General features: G+C 69.9%; 13 protein-coding genes and 1 pseudogene. 10 read left to right on the top strand and 4 right to left on the bottom strand.

The window, feature by feature from the left end; all coding sequences use genetic code 11:
• Positions 1-96 precede the first annotated feature (96 nt).
• Positions 97-831, top strand: a pseudogene (locus HTY53_RS24210) (slipin family protein); the annotation flags it as partial.
• A 235-nt stretch (positions 832-1,066) separates the two neighbouring features.
• On the opposite strand, the gene HTY53_RS24205 reads toward HTY53_RS24210, so the two are convergent.
• Positions 1,067-6,328, bottom strand: a complete 5,262-nt coding sequence (locus HTY53_RS24205; RefSeq protein ID WP_174109134.1) for a DUF294 nucleotidyltransferase-like domain-containing protein — start codon at positions 6,326-6,328, stop codon at positions 1,067-1,069.
• 35 nt (positions 6,329-6,363) lie between these two features.
• Between HTY53_RS24205 and HTY53_RS24200 the strand changes: the two genes are divergently transcribed.
• On the top strand, positions 6,364-8,055 hold the full coding sequence (locus tag HTY53_RS24200) for an ankyrin repeat domain-containing protein (protein WP_174109133.1): 1,692 nt from the start codon (positions 6,364-6,366) through the stop codon (positions 8,053-8,055).
• A gap of 14 nt (positions 8,056-8,069) precedes the next feature.
• Here the strand turns inward: HTY53_RS24200 and ppa are convergent, their stop codons facing one another.
• Complete coding sequence (gene ppa, locus HTY53_RS24195) at positions 8,070-8,597, bottom strand: inorganic diphosphatase (protein WP_174109132.1); 528 nt, start codon at positions 8,595-8,597, stop codon at positions 8,070-8,072.
• Between the two features lie 194 nt (positions 8,598-8,791).
• On the opposite strand from ppa, the gene HTY53_RS24190 reads away from it, so the two are divergent.
• The gene (locus HTY53_RS24190) at positions 8,792-10,228 is read left to right on the top strand and encodes an aldehyde dehydrogenase family protein (protein ID WP_174109131.1); all 1,437 of its coding nucleotides are present in this window, start codon (positions 8,792-8,794) and stop codon (positions 10,226-10,228) included.
• Complete coding sequence (locus HTY53_RS24185; RefSeq protein ID WP_006577064.1) at positions 10,221-10,463, top strand: hypothetical protein; 243 nt, start codon at positions 10,221-10,223, stop codon at positions 10,461-10,463. The genes HTY53_RS24190 and HTY53_RS24185 overlap by 8 nt, the downstream gene beginning before the upstream one ends.
• A 96-nt stretch (positions 10,464-10,559) precedes the next feature.
• On the opposite strand, the gene HTY53_RS24180 is transcribed toward HTY53_RS24185, so the two are convergent.
• Positions 10,560-10,730 (bottom strand): rubredoxin, encoded by a 171-nt coding sequence (locus tag HTY53_RS24180; RefSeq protein WP_006577065.1) that lies wholly within the window; start codon positions 10,728-10,730, stop codon positions 10,560-10,562.
• A 221-nt stretch (positions 10,731-10,951) separates the two neighbouring features.
• On the opposite strand from HTY53_RS24180, the gene hemL reads away from it, so the two are divergent.
• The 4 genes from hemL (at position 10,952) to HTY53_RS24160 (ending at position 14,453) form a co-directional block, all read left to right on the top strand.
• Entirely contained in the window at positions 10,952-12,244 is a 1,293-nt protein-coding gene (hemL, locus tag HTY53_RS24175) for a glutamate-1-semialdehyde 2,1-aminomutase (RefSeq protein ID WP_174109130.1), read from the top strand.
• 104 nt (positions 12,245-12,348) lie between these two features.
• Positions 12,349-12,993 (top strand): LemA family protein, encoded by a 645-nt coding sequence (locus HTY53_RS24170; protein ID WP_174109129.1) that lies wholly within the window; start codon positions 12,349-12,351, stop codon positions 12,991-12,993.
• Between the two features lie 11 nt (positions 12,994-13,004).
• Entirely contained in the window at positions 13,005-13,901 is an 897-nt protein-coding gene (locus tag HTY53_RS24165; protein ID WP_174109128.1) for a TPM domain-containing protein, read from the top strand.
• Positions 13,902-13,913: 12 nt separating this feature from the next.
• The gene (locus HTY53_RS24160; protein ID WP_174109127.1) at positions 13,914-14,453 is read left to right on the top strand and encodes a TPM domain-containing protein; all 540 of its coding nucleotides are present in this window, start codon (positions 13,914-13,916) and stop codon (positions 14,451-14,453) included.
• A gap of 33 nt (positions 14,454-14,486) precedes the next feature.
• Here HTY53_RS24160 and HTY53_RS24155 read toward each other — a convergent pair whose 3' ends face one another.
• Positions 14,487-15,755, bottom strand: a complete 1,269-nt coding sequence (locus HTY53_RS24155) for an MFS transporter (RefSeq protein ID WP_174109126.1) — start codon at positions 15,753-15,755, stop codon at positions 14,487-14,489.
• A gap of 118 nt (positions 15,756-15,873) precedes the next feature.
• On the opposite strand from HTY53_RS24155, the gene HTY53_RS24150 reads away from it, so the two are divergent.
• Both HTY53_RS24150 and HTY53_RS24145 read left to right on the top strand, forming a co-directional pair.
• The gene (locus HTY53_RS24150) at positions 15,874-16,794 is read left to right on the top strand and encodes a LysR substrate-binding domain-containing protein (RefSeq protein ID WP_174109125.1); all 921 of its coding nucleotides are present in this window, start codon (positions 15,874-15,876) and stop codon (positions 16,792-16,794) included.
• Between the two features lie 1,001 nt (positions 16,795-17,795).
• Complete coding sequence (locus HTY53_RS24145) at positions 17,796-18,608, top strand: metallophosphoesterase (protein ID WP_174109124.1); 813 nt, start codon at positions 17,796-17,798, stop codon at positions 18,606-18,608.
• Positions 18,609-18,751: the final 143 nt, after the last annotated feature.

Genomic DNA, 18,751 nt, shown 5'->3' with positions numbered 1-18,751 from the left:
CACGGCAGCCGACGCCGCAACCCCCGCCCCTGCCGCCGAACCTTCCCCCGCGCGGCCGCCGCCGCCCTCCTCCACGCCACCCCAAGGAGACCGACCATGATCTTCAGCCTCAGCGCCGGCACCCTCGTCATCCTGCTGGCCCTGCTGATCTTCTCCGCCTTCCGCGTGCTGCGCGAGTACGAACGCGGCGTGGTGTTCATGCTGGGCCGGTTCTGGCGCGTCAAGGGCCCGGGGCTGGTGCTGGTGATACCGGTGATCCAGCAGATGGTGCGGGTCGATCTGCGCACCGTGGTGATGGACGTGCCGGCGCAGGACGTGATCTCGCGCGACAACGTCTCCGTCAAGGTCAATGCGGTGGTCTACTTCCGCGTGGTCGATCCGCAGAACGCGATCATCCAGGTGGCGAACTTCCTCGAGGCCACCAGCCAGCTGGCGCAGACCACGTTGCGCGCGGTGCTCGGCAAGCACGACCTCGACGAGATGCTGTCCGAGCGCGAGAAGCTGAACCTGGACATCCAGAAGGTGCTCGACGCGCAGACCGACGCCTGGGGCATCAAGGTGTCGAACGTCGAGATCAAGCATGTCGACCTGAACGAATCGATGGTGCGCGCGATCGCGCGGCAGGCCGAAGCCGAACGCGAACGGCGCGCCAAGGTGATCCACGCCGAGGGCGAGCTGCAGGCTTCGGTGAAGCTGCTGGAAGCGGCGCAGATGCTGGCCCGGCAGCCGCAGGCGATGCAGCTGCGCTATCTGCAGACGCTGACGCAGGTGGCGGGCGATCGCAGTTCGACCATCGTGTTTCCGGTGCCGATCGAGATGATGGAGGTGTTGCGGCCGCAGGTGCGCGGCGCTGCGGCGCAGGCCGCGGGCACGGAGGCAGGCACGGCGGCGTCGCTGCAGACCACCGCCCGTCCCGGCGACAGCACCGAGCCGCCGCATTGATGCGGTCGCACTGATGCGGTCGCACTGACGCCGCCCACCGATTCGCCATTGATTCGCCAACGATGCCGCCTCATCCTCGCCGGCACGACAGGCCGGCACAACCAGGCCGGCACGACACGCAGCACTACCGCGACGGCCCCGCATCGAGCCGGGCCCACCGCGCGACATCGTCTCGCGACGGGATCGCGATCAGGCCACCCAGCGCGCCCGCGGCAGCAACGCGTGTCGCTTCGCTGCTGGCCGCAGACAGCGCCGGCACCAGCAAGTCGATGCCGATCGCCGGCTGCGAATCGCTGGCATTGCCGATCAACGTCGCGGCGGCCCAGCCGGCCTCGCGCTGCGCGACGCTCTCGCTGCCCAGCAACGCTGCCTCGGCCGCCTCGCGCAGTCGCTGCGGCGTGCCGGCATCGCGATAGAGCTGCGTCAGCGCGTGCACCGCCCGTTCCCGCTCGTGCAGCCAGGCGTCAACCTGCTTGATCACGTAGCGCGGCATCGGCCGGTAGGGGCTGCCATCGGCTCGCGTCAGCGATTCGCACAGCCGCGCGGCCCCCGCTTGCGACCACGCGTTCCAGGGCCAGGCAAGCAACCAGGGATGGGCCTCGCGCAGACCGATGTGCCGCAGCTGCGTACAGCCCGCCAGCCGCACCTCGGCCAGTTCGGGATTGTCGCGCGCCAGGCCGCACAGCACCGGCTCGGGCAGCGCCACGCATTGGCTCGCATCGAGCCGGTGCAGCAGACGTACGCCGTCCAGCCGCAGTTCGCGCAGCGCCGCGCAGCCATCGATACGCAGCGTGCGCAGCGCCGGGGCGCGCAGCCATAGCTTCTGCAGCCCACCGTTGCCGAACAGATCGAGCGTTTCCAGCGCACTCCAATGCAGCGGGCCCCACTGCAATGGACCAAACGGCCCGATCAACGGCGCCGCCGGGCGCTCGGCCAGCGTCATCTCGCCCGACATCCAGTCCCCGGACCAACGCATCGCGCGCAGATTCAGCATGCGCAGGGCCGGGGCAAGGGCCTCGACACGGCGCAGCACCTGCGGCGTCAGTTGCGCGCAGCCGCTCAGGTCCAGCCGCCGCAACGCGGGGCCGGCGCCGCGCAGCAAGCCTTCCAGCAGCGGATCGGTCAGCGCCGCGGCAAACGGGCTCAGGTCCAGGCAGACAAAGGCCGTGCCCTCCATCGCCGCCAGCAAGCGGCGCTGATCTGCGACCGCGACGGCGCGCGTGTCGGCATGCAGCGCCATCGCGATCGTATCGAACACGGCAGTGCGCTGGCGCAGCGGCAACGCGGCCAGGTCGCGCTGCGCCCCCTCCCTGCCGCTAAGCACGCCGACGACCAGGGAAGCGAGATCTCGAGCGGGCGATCCTGCCAGCCACGAGAGCGCGCCGGCGGCCGATGTGGTGATACCGAGCGCGATCTCGCTCGTACCGGCTGCCGCACGCGGATGCATGGCCGTGAGGCCAAAGCGCGCGGCGTGGTCAATCGGGTCGGCACCGGCATAGCGGCCGTGGCCGTCGCGGCGCGCCAGACGCTCGTCGAGGCAGGCAAAGCGCTGTGCCGGCGCACCGGGGTCCGCGGCGCGTACCGGATGGCGCTCGAACGCTGCCAGATAGGGCGCGGCGAGCTCGGGCTCGAGACTGCGCAAACAGGCCATGCCGGTCGGGGCCGTGCGCAGGCGTGCCGCCAATGCGGCCATGCCTATCACGCTTTCGAGTCGCTGACGCAGCAGCGGCATCGCGTCGGACGGTGTTACGCCCAGCAGGCCAGCCTGCGCCGCCCCTCCGCCATCGCCGAAGATGGCGCCATGGTCCTGCTGCAAGCGGAAGGCGTCCTCCAGCCAGCTGCGCAGCAGCGTGTCGGGCTGCAGCCGGCCCACTTCGTCAAGCACCGCCAGATCGAGCGGCTGCACCATCTGGTCCAGGCAGAACAGGTAGCTGCGGACCGGCAGGTGTGGCCGGCCGGCGGCCGCCAGCCCCAACATGCCCAGGCCCGCGCGGCCGCTGTCGATCCGCTTCAGCGCCTGCCGTTCGCCGCGCTCCAGGAAATAGTCGTCGGCCTTGTCGTCGCCGGGCCCGCTGACCAGTTCGCGCAGCAGCGCGCGGGTAAACGAGGCGGGATCGATGGCACGCAGCGCGGACGGTTCCTCGCGCAGCAGCGTCGCCAACGAGCGGCCCGCCACGTCTTCGGTGACCTGCACGTTCAGCACGCGCCCGCCGCTGCGCAGCTGCATGGCCAGGCTCGCCGCCATGCCGCGTCCGCCCGTCAGGCGACGGTCCAGCGCGTGCAGCAGCCGCTCGCTGCCGGGCGCCTCCGGGCCGAACTTGACCCAGCAGACCCACTCGCGTCCCTCGGCCTCGAAGCGAACCGGCAGCACGCAATGCGAGCCGGCTTGCCCAGCTGGCTTGGGCAGGACGTGGCCATGCGCATCGAACAACTGCCGCGCGATGTCGGGCGACAGGCGGACCCCGCCGGCACCGACCGGCGTCGGCACGCGCACCTGGATCGCCGGACCGGCAACACCCGCGGCATCGGCGGCATCGGCGGCATCGACCAGCCAGCTTTCCACTGCGCGGCGGAAGCACGATTGCGATTCGGCCCATTGCGCGCGCCAGCCGTCGGGCCACGGCAGATGGCCAAGCGCGCGCAGCCGGCCCTCGTTGCCCGGCACGGCCCCCAGCGCGTCGCGCCAGGCGATCCAGCGTTGCGTGGTCTCGCCGCGCGGCGCGCCGGCCATCGCGGCCTCATAGTAACGGCGCAGCTCGTCCGCCGGCGCCCGGCGGACCGCCAGCGTGGCGGCGAGGTTGCGTGTCGCTGCCAGCGACAGCGGCCGGTCCGCGACGATCGCGGGCAGCGCCGGATCGACGTCGTCGAGGCGGCGCAGCGCGCGCACCGCCTCGATCACGGCACGAGGCAGCTGCCGGTCCGATCCCACCAGCCCGGACAGCGCGGCCCACAGCGGCCGCACCACCAGCTCTCGGGCCGCCTGCAGCATGTCGCGCTCGGGCCCGGTCAGTGCCGCATCGCCCTGCTCCTCGCGCCGGCCCGCGCTCAGCTGCAGCCGATAGCGGACGGTCTGCACCGCGGCCATGGCCCAGCGCCAGTCGGCCAGGAACGGTGTCGAGAACCGCTTCAGCGCATCCAGGCGCGCCAGCGCCGCGCGCGGCGGCACCGCGTCGTGGCCGAACAGCAGCGACAAGGCAGTCAGCGTATGCACCAGCGGTCCGCGGTAGGCCTGCTTCAGATCGGTGCCCGCCCCCGCCCCGCGCGCCAGCACATCGCCAAGACGGCGCAGGTCGGCATGCAGCTGGCGCAGCGCCAGGTCTTCGCGCGCGCACAGACGGCCGGGGTCGTCCCCGTGCAGCGGCACGTCGACCGTGCCAGCCATCGCGACCCTGAGCCGCCGCATCAGCGCCTCGTCGCCATGCGCGACCGATGGCGTCAGCAAGGAGAAATGCAGGCCCTGATCGGCGTCGGCACGAACGTTGGCATTGGCCACGCTGCGCTGGCGCAGCGCATCGGCGAGCTGCTCCGGCGTGCCGGTCCATGCCAGTGCCGACGCACCCTCGCGCACGCCGGCGTCGATCTGGAAGCCGGCCGGCACGGCCAACGGATGATCGTGGCCCGGTACCGTTTCGCCCAGGCTGCAGACGGCCAGATCGAACAGCCGGCAGAACCTGGCGAACCACGCGCGCGCGGCGCTGTCGGGATGCGCCGGTTCGGCCAGCAGCACCGCATACTCGAAGTCCGAATACGGCCCCATGTCGCCGCGGCTCATCGAACCGAGTCCGACGATGGCGAACGCGCACGGCGGCTCGGTCAGCATCCAATGCCGGCACGCGCGCGCGATCTGCGCGATCAACGCCTTGTAGCGCGCGGTCAGCTGTTCCTGCAGACCCTCGATCGGCAGCGGGGTATCCCAGTCGCACAATGCCGCTCGATCCGTCGGGTCGGTCGGCGCGAGCGCGGCCAGCTCCTCGGCGGCCTGCCGGCGCAATGCCTCCACGCTGTCGCGCAGGGCCCGCCAGACCGGCTGGGGTTGAACGGCGGGCCGAGCCGGCGCGCCGGCGCCGGCGCCGGCGCGCAGGGACTGCGCCATGCGCCGATGTGCCGAGCAGTCGTAGCGCCTGAGCGAAGCCGCGCATTCCTCCTGCTCGACCTGCCGCACCACGCTGTCGCACCACGCGGCGCCCTGCGCGTGCAGACCGATCGCGCCGGCCGCTTCGGCCAACAGCAGCACGCGATGCGCGACTTCGATGAAGTCGATGGCGCCTTTCGCGGTTCTGCGCAAGCGATCCAGCAACGCAACGATCGCGGCGGTCAGTTGCCGCACCGGCACGGCTTCGCGCGGCGCCTCCTCCGGTGCAAAAGCCATACGGTAGCTGGCCAGCAGCGCTTCGGCGCGTGCGACCGCTTCGAACAGGCAATGGGCGCGCTCCAGCATGCGAATTGGCGCCGTCGCCGCCGCGCATTGCGTGCCGAGATCGAACAGCGCCGCGCGCAACTGGGCCTGTGCCCGCGGCGCCCACTGCGACAGGTGCTCCCGCACCATCGCGGCTTCGAGCCGGTCGACGACGGCCTCCACGCCCGCCGCATCGCGCCCGCCCGCCGGCAGCAGCCGGCGTGCGTGATGGGCATAGCAGAAGCCCTCCTGCCAATGACTGCCGCGCATCCACACGCGCACGAGAGCCTCGTACAGGCACACCATCTCGTCGCGATGCGTTTCGTTCAGCCGCGGATATCGCTGCAGCAGCAGGCGCAGACAGGACAGGCAGGACTTCGCGCAGTCGGCATCGGCGTCGCGATACAGCGCGGCAAGGGTCCGCAGCACCATCCGTACGCGTGCGGGCGAATCCGGCTGCCAGGCTGGATCGCGCTGCCGCAGCGTCGCGGCGATACCCTGCAGGCGCTGCTCGACGGTGGCGCCCTCGCCCTGGTCGCCCCAGTCGCCGGCCCGGTCGGCCGCCTTGTCGGAGTTTCGCTCCGGGACCTGGCCCGCATGATGCGCCGGTGTGGACGCGCGCCGGCCGCTCCGGCGCAACGCGCTCAGCACGGCGGGGTCGTACGGCACCTGGGCAGCGAGATCGAGCGGCGTCAAACCCTGGCGACTCCTTGCCGCCGGGTCGGCACCCGCTTCGAGCAAGCAGGTGACGATGACGCGCCGGTCCCCGCTGCCGTCGCGCGCCGCGGCGCGCACCGCCCAGTGCAGCGGCGACTCGCCGTCGTCGTCGGCGCTCGTGGCCAGTGCCGGCGTGCCGGCCAGCAGGTCCTTGACGAGCCTCCGGTTCCCGGCGTCGATGGCCTGGCGCAATGCCTCGCGCTCCGTGTTGCGTGAATGGCCGATCCCGAACGGGACCAGCATACCGATACGTGTCACAGCGGCGTTGAACATGGCGACGCGATTCCTCCGGGTCCGGCGTTGGTCGGATGACGCCGCGCGGCTGCCGGCACCGGCGGGCGGAAGCGAACGGTAGGCGATGCCGCTGCAACGAACCACTTGGCCCATGCCATTCGCGACAGAGGCGGTGCCAAATTCGACAGGCCGCTGCCTCGGCGCCGCTAGATTCGGGCCTCCACCCACCGCGGCCGTTCGGCCCTGAACCTGCCATGCTTTCCATATCGGCCCACAACGCCATCAGCGCACGCGCGGACGCCCTGACGCAGCAGATGGCGCAGGCCGCCATCGCGCACCATCCCGTGGTGTTGCCGTTCGAAGAGCTGGAGCGATGGCTGAGCCGTCGTTCACAAGTGTTGCATCTGCAGTTGACGTTGTTGTGCGACGAGTCCGAGCCTCATGGCGACGCCAACGCGGAGCAAGCGCTGGCGCAGCGCTATCGAGACGAGCTGGAAGCGCTGACCCGCACGATCGCCGCACGCTATCGCGAAACCATCGAGGCGCGCATGCCGCCCGGCAGGATCGCTCATGTCGTCGCCGAGGACGGCAAGCGCTTCGTTCCCCTCGATGCCGACGAACTGGCGCGGCGGATGGAGCGTTTCGAACAGCGGCTCGAGGCCGAGATGGAAATGCACCGCCGCTTCTCGTTCGGTCCGCCGCCGCGCCGCGCGGCGTTGATCGACGATCTGCGGCAGGAAGCGGACTCGATCGAATCGTTGCTGTCGGAGCTCAAGGAGCAGCTCGATGCGATGAACCTGCCGACGGTCGAGCTGCAAAGCCGCGTCGGACAGGCGCTGGCGCGGCTGCGCGGGGAACGCCATGCCAACGTGGTCGACGCGGGCCTGCATCAGGGCTGGCTGCGGGCCTGCGAGCTCGGCTGCCTCAACGCAGTGCAGGCGATCGTGCAGGCCGTGCCGGAAACGGAACGCCGCACCTTTATCGATCGGCTCGGCCCGGATGGCCGCAACGCCTTCCACCTTGCCTGCGCGCAGCAGGATCTCGCCCTGGCGACATGGCTGCTGCAGCTCGGAGCCGACCCGCTGGCGCACACCGGCCTGGGACATCTGCCGATGCAACTGGCGACCCACCATGACCGCGGCGAACGCACCCGCACACTGCTTGCCTGGCTGGCATTGCACCGCGCCGATCCGCTGGCGCGCGACGAAAACGGACGCAGCGCGCTGAACGAAGCCGCATACCATGGCAACCGCTCGGCGATCGGCTGGCTGCTGGAGCACGGCGCCAGCCTGTGCGAGCGCGACGTCCAGCAGCGCACGCCGCTGCATGCCGCCGCCTCGGGCGGTCATGCCGCCACGGTGTCACTGCTGCTGGCGCGCGGCGCCGATCCGCACGCGCGCAACGCCGCGGGCGAGCGGCCCATCTTCGAGGCATGCAGGATGGGACAAGTCGAAGCGATGCAGGCCTTTCTCGACGCCGGTGTCTGGCTGAACGCGCAGGAGCGCGAGCACCTGCGGCTAAGCGGCATGGTGACGGCGGAGAAAGTCTTGATGGCCTGCGCCGAGCCGCTCAGGCGCGCGCTCGCACAGCTGTCTCCGCAGACGAAGGCGATTCTGAAAGCGGGGGCGGAGCCAGGGAGGGACTTGCCGAAGACGGGCAAGACGGACGGCACGGGCTCGAAGCCGGCCGCCAGCGTGAACGCGGCCTCGCAAGCGAGGCCGGTTATGGGTCTGCCGCAGGCGCTGCAGCGCCTGCTCAGGAGGTGATGATCGCGGGCGGCTTACTTCCTGTAGTTCGCCACGCCGTCGGTGATTTCCTTGTGCGCTTCCTCGATGCCGCCCCAGCCCTCGACCTTGACCCACTTGCCGGCCTCGAGCGCCTTGTAGTTCTCGAAGAAGTGCTTGATCTGGTCCAGCGTGTTCTGCGGCACGTCCGACAGGCCTTTCATGAAGGCCGTGGCCGGCGACAGCTTGTCCACCGGCACCGCGATCAGCTTGGCGTCCACGCCCGCTTCGTCGGTCATCTTCAGCATGCCCAGCGCGCGGCAGCGCACCACGGCGCCGGCCAGGATCGGGAACGGGGTGATCACCAGCACGTCGACCGGGTCGCCGTCGCCCGACAGCGTCTGCGGAATGAAGCCGTAGTTGGCCGGATAGCGCATGCCGGTGCCGATGAAACGGTCGACGAACAGCAGGCCGGTTTCCTTGTCGGCCTCGTACTTGACCGGATCGCTCTGGGCCGAGATCTCGATGATCACGTTGAAGTCGTTCGGGATGTCCTTGCCCGGCGGGACGAGATTGAAGCTCATGCGGTTCTCCAGATGCCTGTATTCGGCCGGTATTTGGCCAAGGTTTGACGATGGCCGGCATTATAGCGGCTCGGTCTGACCCGGAACTGACAGTCCGGGTGGCCCCGCCGCGGCTTTTGCGGCGGCGTGCCTTGCGGACGAGCGCCGCGGCTGGGCGATAATGCCGGCTTGGAATTTTCAGCCGGAGCATGACGATGCACGCCCAGCACTTCGTTGCCAACCGCCTGATGGCGCCGGATTCCGGCATGCGCATCAAGGTGTTCGACCCCTCCACCGGCGCGCCCTTCGCCGAGATCGCGCGCGGCAACGCAACCGATATCAATGCCGCGGTCTATGCCGCGCGCCAGGCCTTCGAAGGCCCCTGGGGCGCGCTGTCGGCCGCCGAGCGCGGCCGCCTGCTGACCGACCTGGCGCGCAAGCTCGCCGAGCACGAGGCCGAGCTGGCCGCGCTCGAAGCGCGCGACACCGGCAAGCCGCTGAGCCAGGCCCACGCCGACGCGCGCGCGATCGCCCGCTATTTCGAGTTCTACGCCGGCGCCGCCGACAAGCTGCACGGCCAGACCATCCCCTATCAGAACGGCTATACGGTGCTGACCGTGCGCGAGCCGCACGGCGTCACCGGCCATATCGTGCCGTGGAACTACCCACTGCAGATCTTCGGCCGCAGTGTCGGCGCGGCGCTGGCCGCCGGCAACGCCTGCGTGGTCAAGCCCGCCGAGGACGCCTGCCTGTCGCTGCTGCGTGTGGCCGAACTGGCGGCGGAAGTCGGCCTGCCCGAGGGCGCGCTGAACGTGGTCACCGGCTATGGCCACGAGGCCGGCGCCGCGCTGGCGCGCCATCCCGGCATCGACCATCTGTCGTTCACCGGGTCGCCGCAGACCGGCAAGCTGGTCGCGCAGATGGCCGCCGAGAATCATGTGCCCGTTACGCTGGAGCTGGGCGGCAAGTCGCCGCAGATCGTGTTCGCCGACGCCGACGTCGATGCGCTGGTGCCGGTCGTGGTGCGCGGCATCGTGCAGAATGCCGGCCAGACCTGTTCGGCCGGCAGCCGGCTGCTGGTCGAGCGGCCGCTGTACGACGCGCTGCTGGACCGGCTCGCGATGGTGTTCGAGTCGCTGCGGGTCGGCCCCGCCGAGCAGGACCTCGAATGCGGACCGCTGATCAGCCGCAAGCAGCAGCAGCGGGTCTGGGACTTCGTCTCCGACGCGCAGCACGCCGGCATCCCGGTGATGGCGCAGGGCCAGATCGTCGCCGAGGCGCCGGAGACGGGCTACTACCAGGTGCCGATGCTGCTGCGCGACGTGCCGGCGACGCACCGGCTGGCGCAGGAGGAGGTGTTCGGCCCGCTGCTGGCGGCGATGCCCTTCGACGACGAACAGGACGCGATCGCGCTGGCCAACGGCACGCCCTATGGGCTGGTGGCCGGCATCTGGACGCGCGACGGCGCGCGCCAGCTGCGGCTGGCCCGCAAGGTGCGTGCAGGGCAGGTCTTCATCAACAACTATGGCGCCGGCGGCGGCGTCGAACTGCCGTTCGGCGGCTCCGGACAGTCGGGCCACGGGCGCGAAAAGGGTTTCGAGGCGCTATACGGCTTCACCACCCTCAAAACCATCGCCATCCACCATGGGTAACATCAATTTCCTCTCGGTCGCCTTCGCCATCTTCTTTTTCTGGATGGCCTGGCACGTCAACCACAAGCGCGCCACCAATCCGTCGGGCATGCCGCGGCTGCAGGTATTCAAGCGTAAGTGGGGCGAAACGATCGGCGACCGGGTGCACTGGTGCCTGTATGTCGCGCTGCCGTTCCTGCTGGCGCTGATGATGGTGGCCAATGCGCTGCGGGGGCGCGGGCCGTTCTCGGGCTAGGGTGGCCGAGGGCCGGACGGTGGCGGGGATGGCCACCGTCGGCAGATCTCTTGTACGGGGATGCGTGCGAAGTACCAGACGAAGCTCAAACGCCCCTCAGATCGCCACCATCTCGAAGTCTTCCTTGCGGGCGCCGCATTCCGGGCAGGTCCAGTTGATCGGCACATCTTCCCACTTGGTTCCGGGCGGGATGCCGTCTTCCGGCGCGCCGGCGGCTTCATCGTAAATCCATCCGCAAATCAGGCACATCCAGGTCTTGTATTCCATAGGGTGGTGACGTCTCGATTAAAATTCAGCGCAGATGGTACCGAATCGACGCGCGGCGCGCCACCGGCAACCCGGTATTTGGCGTCCGGATCGATGGCGATTGACGCGGATTGCAGCCGATCGCATACGGTTCGCGCGAATTGGCGTTCAACGGCGCACCGCCCGCATTTCTCCCCGGCCCCAGCTTTCGTCCGGCCCTCCTCTTCCAGGCAGATCACGACATGTCACGAAACCAGCAGCTCTTCGACCGCGCCCAGCAGACCATTCCCGGCGGCGTCAATTCGCCGGTGCGCGCCTTCCGCTCGGTCGGCGGCACGCCCCGCTTCATCGAGCGCGCCGAAGGTCCCTACATGTGGGACGCTGACGGCCAGCGCTATATCGACTACATCGGCTCGTGGGGGCCGATGATCGTCGGCCATGCGCACCCCGACGTGGTGCGCGCGGTGCAGCGGGTCGCGGCCGGCAGCTTCTCGTTCGGCGCACCGACCGAGGCCGAGATCGAGATGGCCGAGGAAATTTGCAGGCTGGTGCCGTCGATCGAGCAGGTACGTCTGGTGTCCTCGGGCACCGAGGCCACCATGAGCGCGCTGCGGCTGGCGCGCGGCTTCACCGGGCGCGATCTGATCATCAAGTTCGAGGGCTGCTATCACGGCCACGCCGACAGCCTGCTGGTCAAGGCCGGCTCGGGGCTGCTGACCTTCGCCGACACCACGCAGAACGCGCCGTCGTCGGCGGGCGTGCCGGCCGACGTCACGCGCCACACGATGGTGCTCGAGTACAACAACGTCGAGCAGCTGGAACAGGCCTTCGCCACCCACGCCGGCGAGATCGCCGCGGTGATCGTCGAGCCGGTGGCCGGCAACATGAACCTGGTGCGCGCCAGCGACGCCTTCCTGCAGTCGATGCGCAAGCTGTGCAGCGCCGATGGCGCCGTGCTGATCTTCGACGAGGTGATGACGGGCTTCCGCGTCGCGCTGGGCGGCGCGCAGGCGCACTACGGCATCACGCCCGACATGACGTGCCTGGGCAAGGTGATCGGCGGCGGCATGCCGGCGGCGGCCTTCGGCGGCCGGCGCGACATCATGGCCAGGCTGGCGCCGCTGGGCGGCGTCTATCAGGCCGGCACGCTGTCGGGCAATCCGCTGGCGGTGGCGGCCGGCATGGCGACGCTCAAGCTGATCCAGGCGCCGGGATTTCACGACCGGCTGGCGGCGCAGACGCGCAAGCTGGCCGACGGCCTGGCCGAGGCCGCACGCGCGGCGGGCGTGCCGTTCGCCGCGGATTCGGTCGGCGGCATGTTCGGGCTGTATTTCCGCGAGGGCGTGCCGGCCAGCTTTGCTGAAGTCACGCAATGCGATACCGCGCGCTTCAACCGCTTCTTCCACGCGATGCTGGACAACGGCGTCTATCTGGCGCCGTCCGCCTTCGAGGCTGGCTTCGTCGGCGCGCAGCACGACGACGCGATCCTGGAGGCGACCTTCGACGCCGCGCACCGCGCCTTCGCTGCGCTGTAAAGCGGTGCAATCGGGCGCTGCTTGCCGCAGCGCCCGCTCCGTGGATGCATCAAGCGGCCGGTGCGCTACACTGCTGGCGTTCCGACGATCCACGGAGTTTTCCGATGCGCGCCTTCCTTTCTTCATCGCCGACCGTCGCTTCGTCGCGGTCTTCGCTGTTGTCGCTGCGCCCGCTGCGCTGGCTGCTGCTGGCATGGCTGGCGAGCCTGCTGAGCGCCTGCGGCTACAACGACTTCCAGGCCAAGGACGAAGCCATCAAGGCGGCCTGGGGCGAGGTCGTCAACCAGTATCAGCGCCGCGCCGATCTGATTCCGAACCTGGTCAATACGGTCAAGGGCTATGCCTCGCATGAGCGCGAGACGCTGGAGGCCGTGACCAAGGCCCGCGCCACTGCGACCAGCATCCAGGTCACGCCCGAAACGCTGAACGATCCGCAGGCATTCCAGCGCTTCCAGCAGGCGCAGGGCGAACTGAGCGGCGCGCTGTCGCGGCTGCTGGCGGTCGCCGAGAACTATCCGCAGTTGAAGGCCGACGCCGCCTTCCGCGATCTGCAATCGCAGCTCGAAGGGACCGAGAACCGCATCACGGTCGCGCGTCAGCGCTATATCGCCGCGGTGCGCGACTACAACGTGCTCGCGCGCAGCTTCCCGACCAACCTGACCGCGATGATCTTCAACTACGAGGTCAAGCCGTCGTTCACCGTCGAGAACGAGAAGGCGATCTCGACCCCGCCGGCGGTCAAGTTCTGATTCTCGTGCCGATGACCTTCGCCGCCGGACTCCGGCGCTGGCCGCACCGATCGCCGGCAGCGCTCGCAGCGCTGGCACCGCTGGTGCCCCTGCTGCTGGCGCTGGCGCTGCTGCTGGGCGCGGCCGGCGTGGCGCGTGCGCAGGGCGACGGCTTCGTCGCCGTGCCGCCGCTGACCCAGCGCGTCACCGACCTGACCGGCACGCTGGCGCCGGGGCAGCGCAACGCGCTTGAAAACGTGCTGGCCGAATACGAGCGCACCCGCGGCAGCCAGATCTTCGTGCTGATGGTGCCGACCACCGATCCCGAGACCATCGACGCCTACAGCATCCGCGTGGCCGACGCCTGGCGCGCCGGCCGCCAGGGCATCGACGACGGCGTGATCGTGCTGATCGCCAAGGACAATCCGCCTGGCCTGCGCAAGATGCGGCTCGAGGTCGGTCGCGGCGTGCAAGGCTCGCTCACCGATGCGATGTCCAAACGCATCCTGCAGGACATCATGGCGCCGCACTTCCGCCAGAACGATTTTTATGGCGGCCTCGCGGCCGGCATCTCGGCGATCCAGGCCACCATCGACAAGGAAGGCCTGCCCGGACCGCAGGCGCGCAAGCAGGCGCAGCAGAGCGGGCTGGCCGACTGGCTGCCGGTGCTGTTCCCGCTGCTGATCATCGCGTTCTTCCTGTTCTCCGCCACGCGCGGCCGCCGCCGGCAGATCGTGGTCGGCCGGCGCGGCTGGGATACGGCTGCCGGCACGCTGGGCGGTCTGGGCGGTCTCGGCGGCCTGGGTGGCGGCTGGGGCCGGCACCATGGCGGCGGGGGTTTCGGTGGCGGTGGCTTTGGCGGCGGCGGCGGCTTCGGCGGCGGAGGCGGCGGCGGCTTCGACGGCGGCGGCGCCTCCGGCAACTGGTAAGGGAACGACATCATGCCCACCCGTTCACCGCCCCGTTCACCGTCCCCTTCGCGCGGACTGCGGCGCGCCCTGCGCCATGCGCTGACCCCGGTCTCCCACGCACACCGGCACTTCCCGCCCGATGCGCTGGCGCAGCTGCAGCGCGCCGTACGCGAGGGCGAACGCCAGCATCGGGGCGAAGTGCGCGTGGTGATCGAATCGAGCCTGCCGGCGACCCATGCCTGGGCCGGCGTGACGCCGCGCGAGCGCGCCCGTGCGCTGTTCGCCGCGCTCGAGGTCTGGGACACCGTCGACCACACCGGCGTGCTGCTCTATATCAATCTGGCCGATCACGCGGTCGAACTGCTGGCCGACCGCGGCATCGATGCGCGCGTGGACCGCGAGACCTGGAGCGCGCTGTGCCAGTCGCTGGCACACGGCCTCGCCAGGGATCTGTCGATCGAGCCGGTGCTGGCTACGGTCGCGCAGATTCACGCGCTGCTGGCCCGGCATTTCCCGCAACAGGGCGACGGCAATCCGAACGAGCTCGACGACCGGCCGATCGTGCTGTAGCGGCGGGACGCGGGCCCGCCGGTCGCCGGCCCGCTAGCCCGCCCCGGCCGTGCCGCCCCGCTGGCGCGGTCCCGTCCAGTACCAGATCGCTGCCAGCACCTGCAATCCGACCAGCACGGCCCATGCCGCCAGATGCGCGCGCACCGGATAGCGGCCGTCCACCGCCGGCCACAGGTCGAGCACCATGCCGATGCCGAGCTGGCACAGGAAGATCGCCAGGAACACCGTCAGCGTCAGCGCGGTGGTCGCGCGCCCGATCATCGCGCCGTCGAACTGGCGCGCCAGCACGGCGTAGGTCAGGATGCCGGTCGAGCCGAACACCCCGTAGCCGGACCACAGCAGCCAGGCCGGCAGCGGCGCCCCGGCCATCAGCAGCGCCTGCACCACGATGAACATCGTCATGCCGATGCCGGCGAAGGCATGCAGGCTGACGCCGAGCCGCTCCAGATGGCGCGCCGCCCAGCCGACCACCACGCAGCCGCCCATCATCGCAAAGCCGATCAGCGACACCAGTTGCGCCGCGCGTGCCGGCCCGACGCCGCCGACATCGCGCAGGAAGGCGCCGACCCACAGGCTCTGCACCGCGAGAAACACGCCCTGGTTCAGCAGCGTCAGCGGCACCACGCGCCAGAACGACGCGCTGCGCAGGATCGCCACGGTGCCGCGCCACTGCGCCGCCAGGCTTTCACGCGTGCCCGGCCGCGCCGCCTCGGGCGCGCCGAACCACAGCAGCAGCGCCATCGCCACGGTCACGCCGCCGAGGCCGGCGCAGACTGCACGCCAATCTACCAGCGACAACAGCCAGTCGAGCGGCGTACCGACGACCACCGCGCCGAGCCCGCCGATCGCCATCACCAGCCCGTTCAGCAGCGGCATCCGCGACAGCGGAAACCACATCGACAGGGCCTGGATCGCCGCGCCAAGGCAGACCGACACGCCGACGCCGATCAGCAGGCGTCCCGCCGCCAGCGCCGCCATGCCCTGCCCCCGCGCGAACAGCAGCGTGCCCACCGCCGCCAGCAGCAGCAAGGCCGCCTCGGTGCGGCGCGGGCCGAAGCGGTCGAGCAGCAAGCCGGCCGGCAATTGCGCGCAGGCAAAGCCGAGGAAGTAGCAGCTGGTCAGCAGGCCCAGATCGCTCGCCGACAGCCCGAGCTCGCGCGACAGGTATGGCGCGAAGCCGAAATTGACGCCGCGATAGACATAGGAAACGAAGAAGCCGAGCGAAAAGATCGCCAGCACGCGCCAGCGCAGGCCGCTTGCGGCGGCGGGCAAACCGGAGGGAGGAAGCGTTGCGGTTGTCATGCGCGGATTGTCGGCGCTCCGGCGCGCCGGCACCAACGAAGAATTCGTGCCCGTATTGTGAGTAGAATTTGACGGCCGGCGTTCGATTGTGCCGTTCCCTCCCCCTCTCCCCGACACCATGGCTCAGGTTCCCCATCTTCCCCCGCTGCAGGCGCTGCGCGCGCTCGAGGCAGCAGCGCGCCATCGCAGTTTCTCCCGCGCGGCCGAGGAGCTCGCGCTGACGCACAGCGCGATCAGCCATCATGTGCGGGGGCTGGAGCAGACGCTGGGCACCCGGCTGTTCCAGCGGGCCGGCGCCCGCATGCTGCCTACCAGCGTCGGCGCGCGGCTCGCCGAGCGGGTACGCACGGCACTCGATGGCCTGCAGCAGGCGCTGAACGAGGCCGGCGGCCAGGGCGAACAACCCGCGGTCCGGCTCGAGGTCAGCGTGATGGCGGATCTGGCCAACGCCTGGCTGATCCGGCGGCTGCCGAGCCTGTACGAGGCGATGCCGATGCTCGACGTCCATCTGCGCCTGCATGCCGAGATCCCGCCGCCGGACCCGTATTCGGTGGACGTCGGCATCTGGCACCAGCGCGTCGACCTGCCCGGCTTCGAATGCCACCGTCTGATCGAGGACACCGTGATCGCGGTGGCCAGCCCGGCGCTGCTCGCCCGCTATCCGGGCTTCACGGTGGCCGATCTGCCGCGCCTGCCGATGCTGCGCTTCGCGCTGCGGTCCTGGCGCGACTGGCTCGAGCAGGCCGGCCTGCCGACGCACGAGCCGGAGCGCGGGCCGATCTTCCAGGATGCCGGCATGCTGCTGCAGTCCGCCATCGCCGGTGTCGGCGTGGCGACCGCACGGGCGCTGCTCGCCCACGACTATCTGGCCAGCGGGGCACTGGTGCAGATCGGCACCACGCGGATCCCGTCGACGCTGCAGTACTGGATGATCTGGCGCGAGGGCCATCCGCACGAAAATGCGATCCGGCGCATGCATGCGTGGCTGCGCGAGCAGATCGACGCGTCGCGCCTGCCGGAAGGCGGCCGCATCGACTGACGGCGCCGGCATTGCCGCAGTTTCACCATTGCAACCGAATCGGATCGGGCGCGTTTCGCCGCCGCCACTCGATCCGGCTCATCCAATTGCATGACGGCGGACCATGCCGGCGTCGGCGCCGCAGACGGAATGGCGGTCGGCTACGCGGTTCGGTCTACGTCGTCTGGACTAGCCCGGGCGTAGCCGGGTCCCGTCAGGATGACCGGCCGCCGTTCGCGCGCGCGGCCAGTGCTTCAAAAATGGAACACTCCCGATCGTCCGGCGTTCTGCCGGAATAGCGCGCGCAGCGTCGAACGCCCGGCACGCGACGACCTGCCGCACCCCGTCGCGCGCTGGCGAACACATCGAGACGGTATCGCAACAGAAACGTCTTGTTACATCAACTCGGTCTCGTAACATGTCGCGAGAACTCGACATCAATGGAATCAATGGCTTGCGCTTGATGGCACGGTAGTCGCTCTTGTCGGTGTTACAAAGAACCGCGGTCCTGGGCGAGGGCACGCGGTGGTACCCGGCAAGCCTGCCCTTCCTCCAAAGGGGGCACATCAACGACAAGACGGCTGAGCCCGGACCGGCGGGGTGTGGGGGGCCCGCTGCACCGTTAGAACCCGGGGGAGCGCTCGACGCCGCATCGAGCCGCCCCCGGCTCCGTTCTCGACGGTGGAGCATCCGCCTTCCGGTGAATACGAAGGCGGGGACACCGCGGCAGCCACAGCGAGGGCAACGGGGAGCCAATCATGAGAACGACAAAACCGGCCGGCAGAGGCAAACACCACAGAAGCGGCAGAAGCGCCGATGTGGGTTGCCCACTCGTCGATGGACCGCTGCCCAGCATGGGCGGCTTCGTCGTGGCGCCGCGATCGCTGCCGCCGATCGCCGGTCGCGGCGAAACGCCGCCGTGGGACTGCCTGCCGAAGCGTTCGCGCCGACAGGCCGGCCAGGCTTGACCGGCCCGGTCGCATGCTGAACACTCCGATGGCACAGGCCCATCTGGAGACGGCATGAAGCTACGCGTTCTGAGCGATCTGCATCTGGAACACCATACCCCGGAATCGGTCCCCGACTGCGATGCCGATCTCGTCGTATTGGCCGGAGACATCGCCAACGGCCGCCATGGCATCGACTGGGCCGCGCGGCATCTGCGCGGGCCGATCGTCTATGTGCCGGGCAACCACGAGTATTACGACAGCACCTTCACCCGGGTCGATGCGCAAATGGCCGCCGCCGCGGCCGCTCATCGGCAGGTGCATCTGCTGACCGGCGGCGTGGCGGTGTTCGAACTACCGGACCAGACGCCGGTGCGCGTGCTGGGCACGACCTGGTGGGCCGACTACGCGCTGTTCGGCCGCGAGCGCATCGACGACGCGATGCAGGCCTGCGCCAAGGTGATGCTCGACCATCGGCTGATCTCGGTCGAAGACGACGCCGCGGACGACGAGGGCGGCGAGCACGGTGCTGTCCGCCGCTTCACGCCCGCCGATGCGCTGGCGCGGCACCGCGCCGAGTCGGCGTGGTTGGCCAGCGAACTCGACAAGCCCTTCGATGGCGCAACGGTCGTCGTCACCCACCATGCCCCTGACCTCGGCAGCCTCGACCCACGCTATGCGCACGACCTCGCCTCGGCAGGCTTCATCTCGCGCCGCCCGGATCTGGTCCAACGCGCCGACCTGTGGATCCATGGCCATACGCACACCAGCTTCGACTACCGGGTCGACCGCGCCCGCGTGGTCTGCAACCCGCGCGGCTATGTGCGGCGCGGCGATGGCGCGCTGGAGAACCCGAAGTTCGATTGGGGGTATGTGGTCGAGGTGTGAGGTCCAGGTTCAGGTTCCGGTTTTGCCCCCTCTCCCGCGAGCGGGAGACGGGAGAAAGCCGAGCCCTGTCAAGTCCTGACATAGGTTGACAGTTCTTGGCCCTATTGAGCCAAGGTAAGCAACGCCCGATGGACCTCATCGGG

Source organism: Cupriavidus gilardii, assembly GCF_013314895.1.
Lineage (GTDB): Bacteria > Pseudomonadota > Gammaproteobacteria > Burkholderiales > Burkholderiaceae > Cupriavidus > Cupriavidus gilardii_C.
Note: the sequence above shows the minus strand (reverse complement) of the source record. Positions and strands in the feature narration are given on the sequence as shown.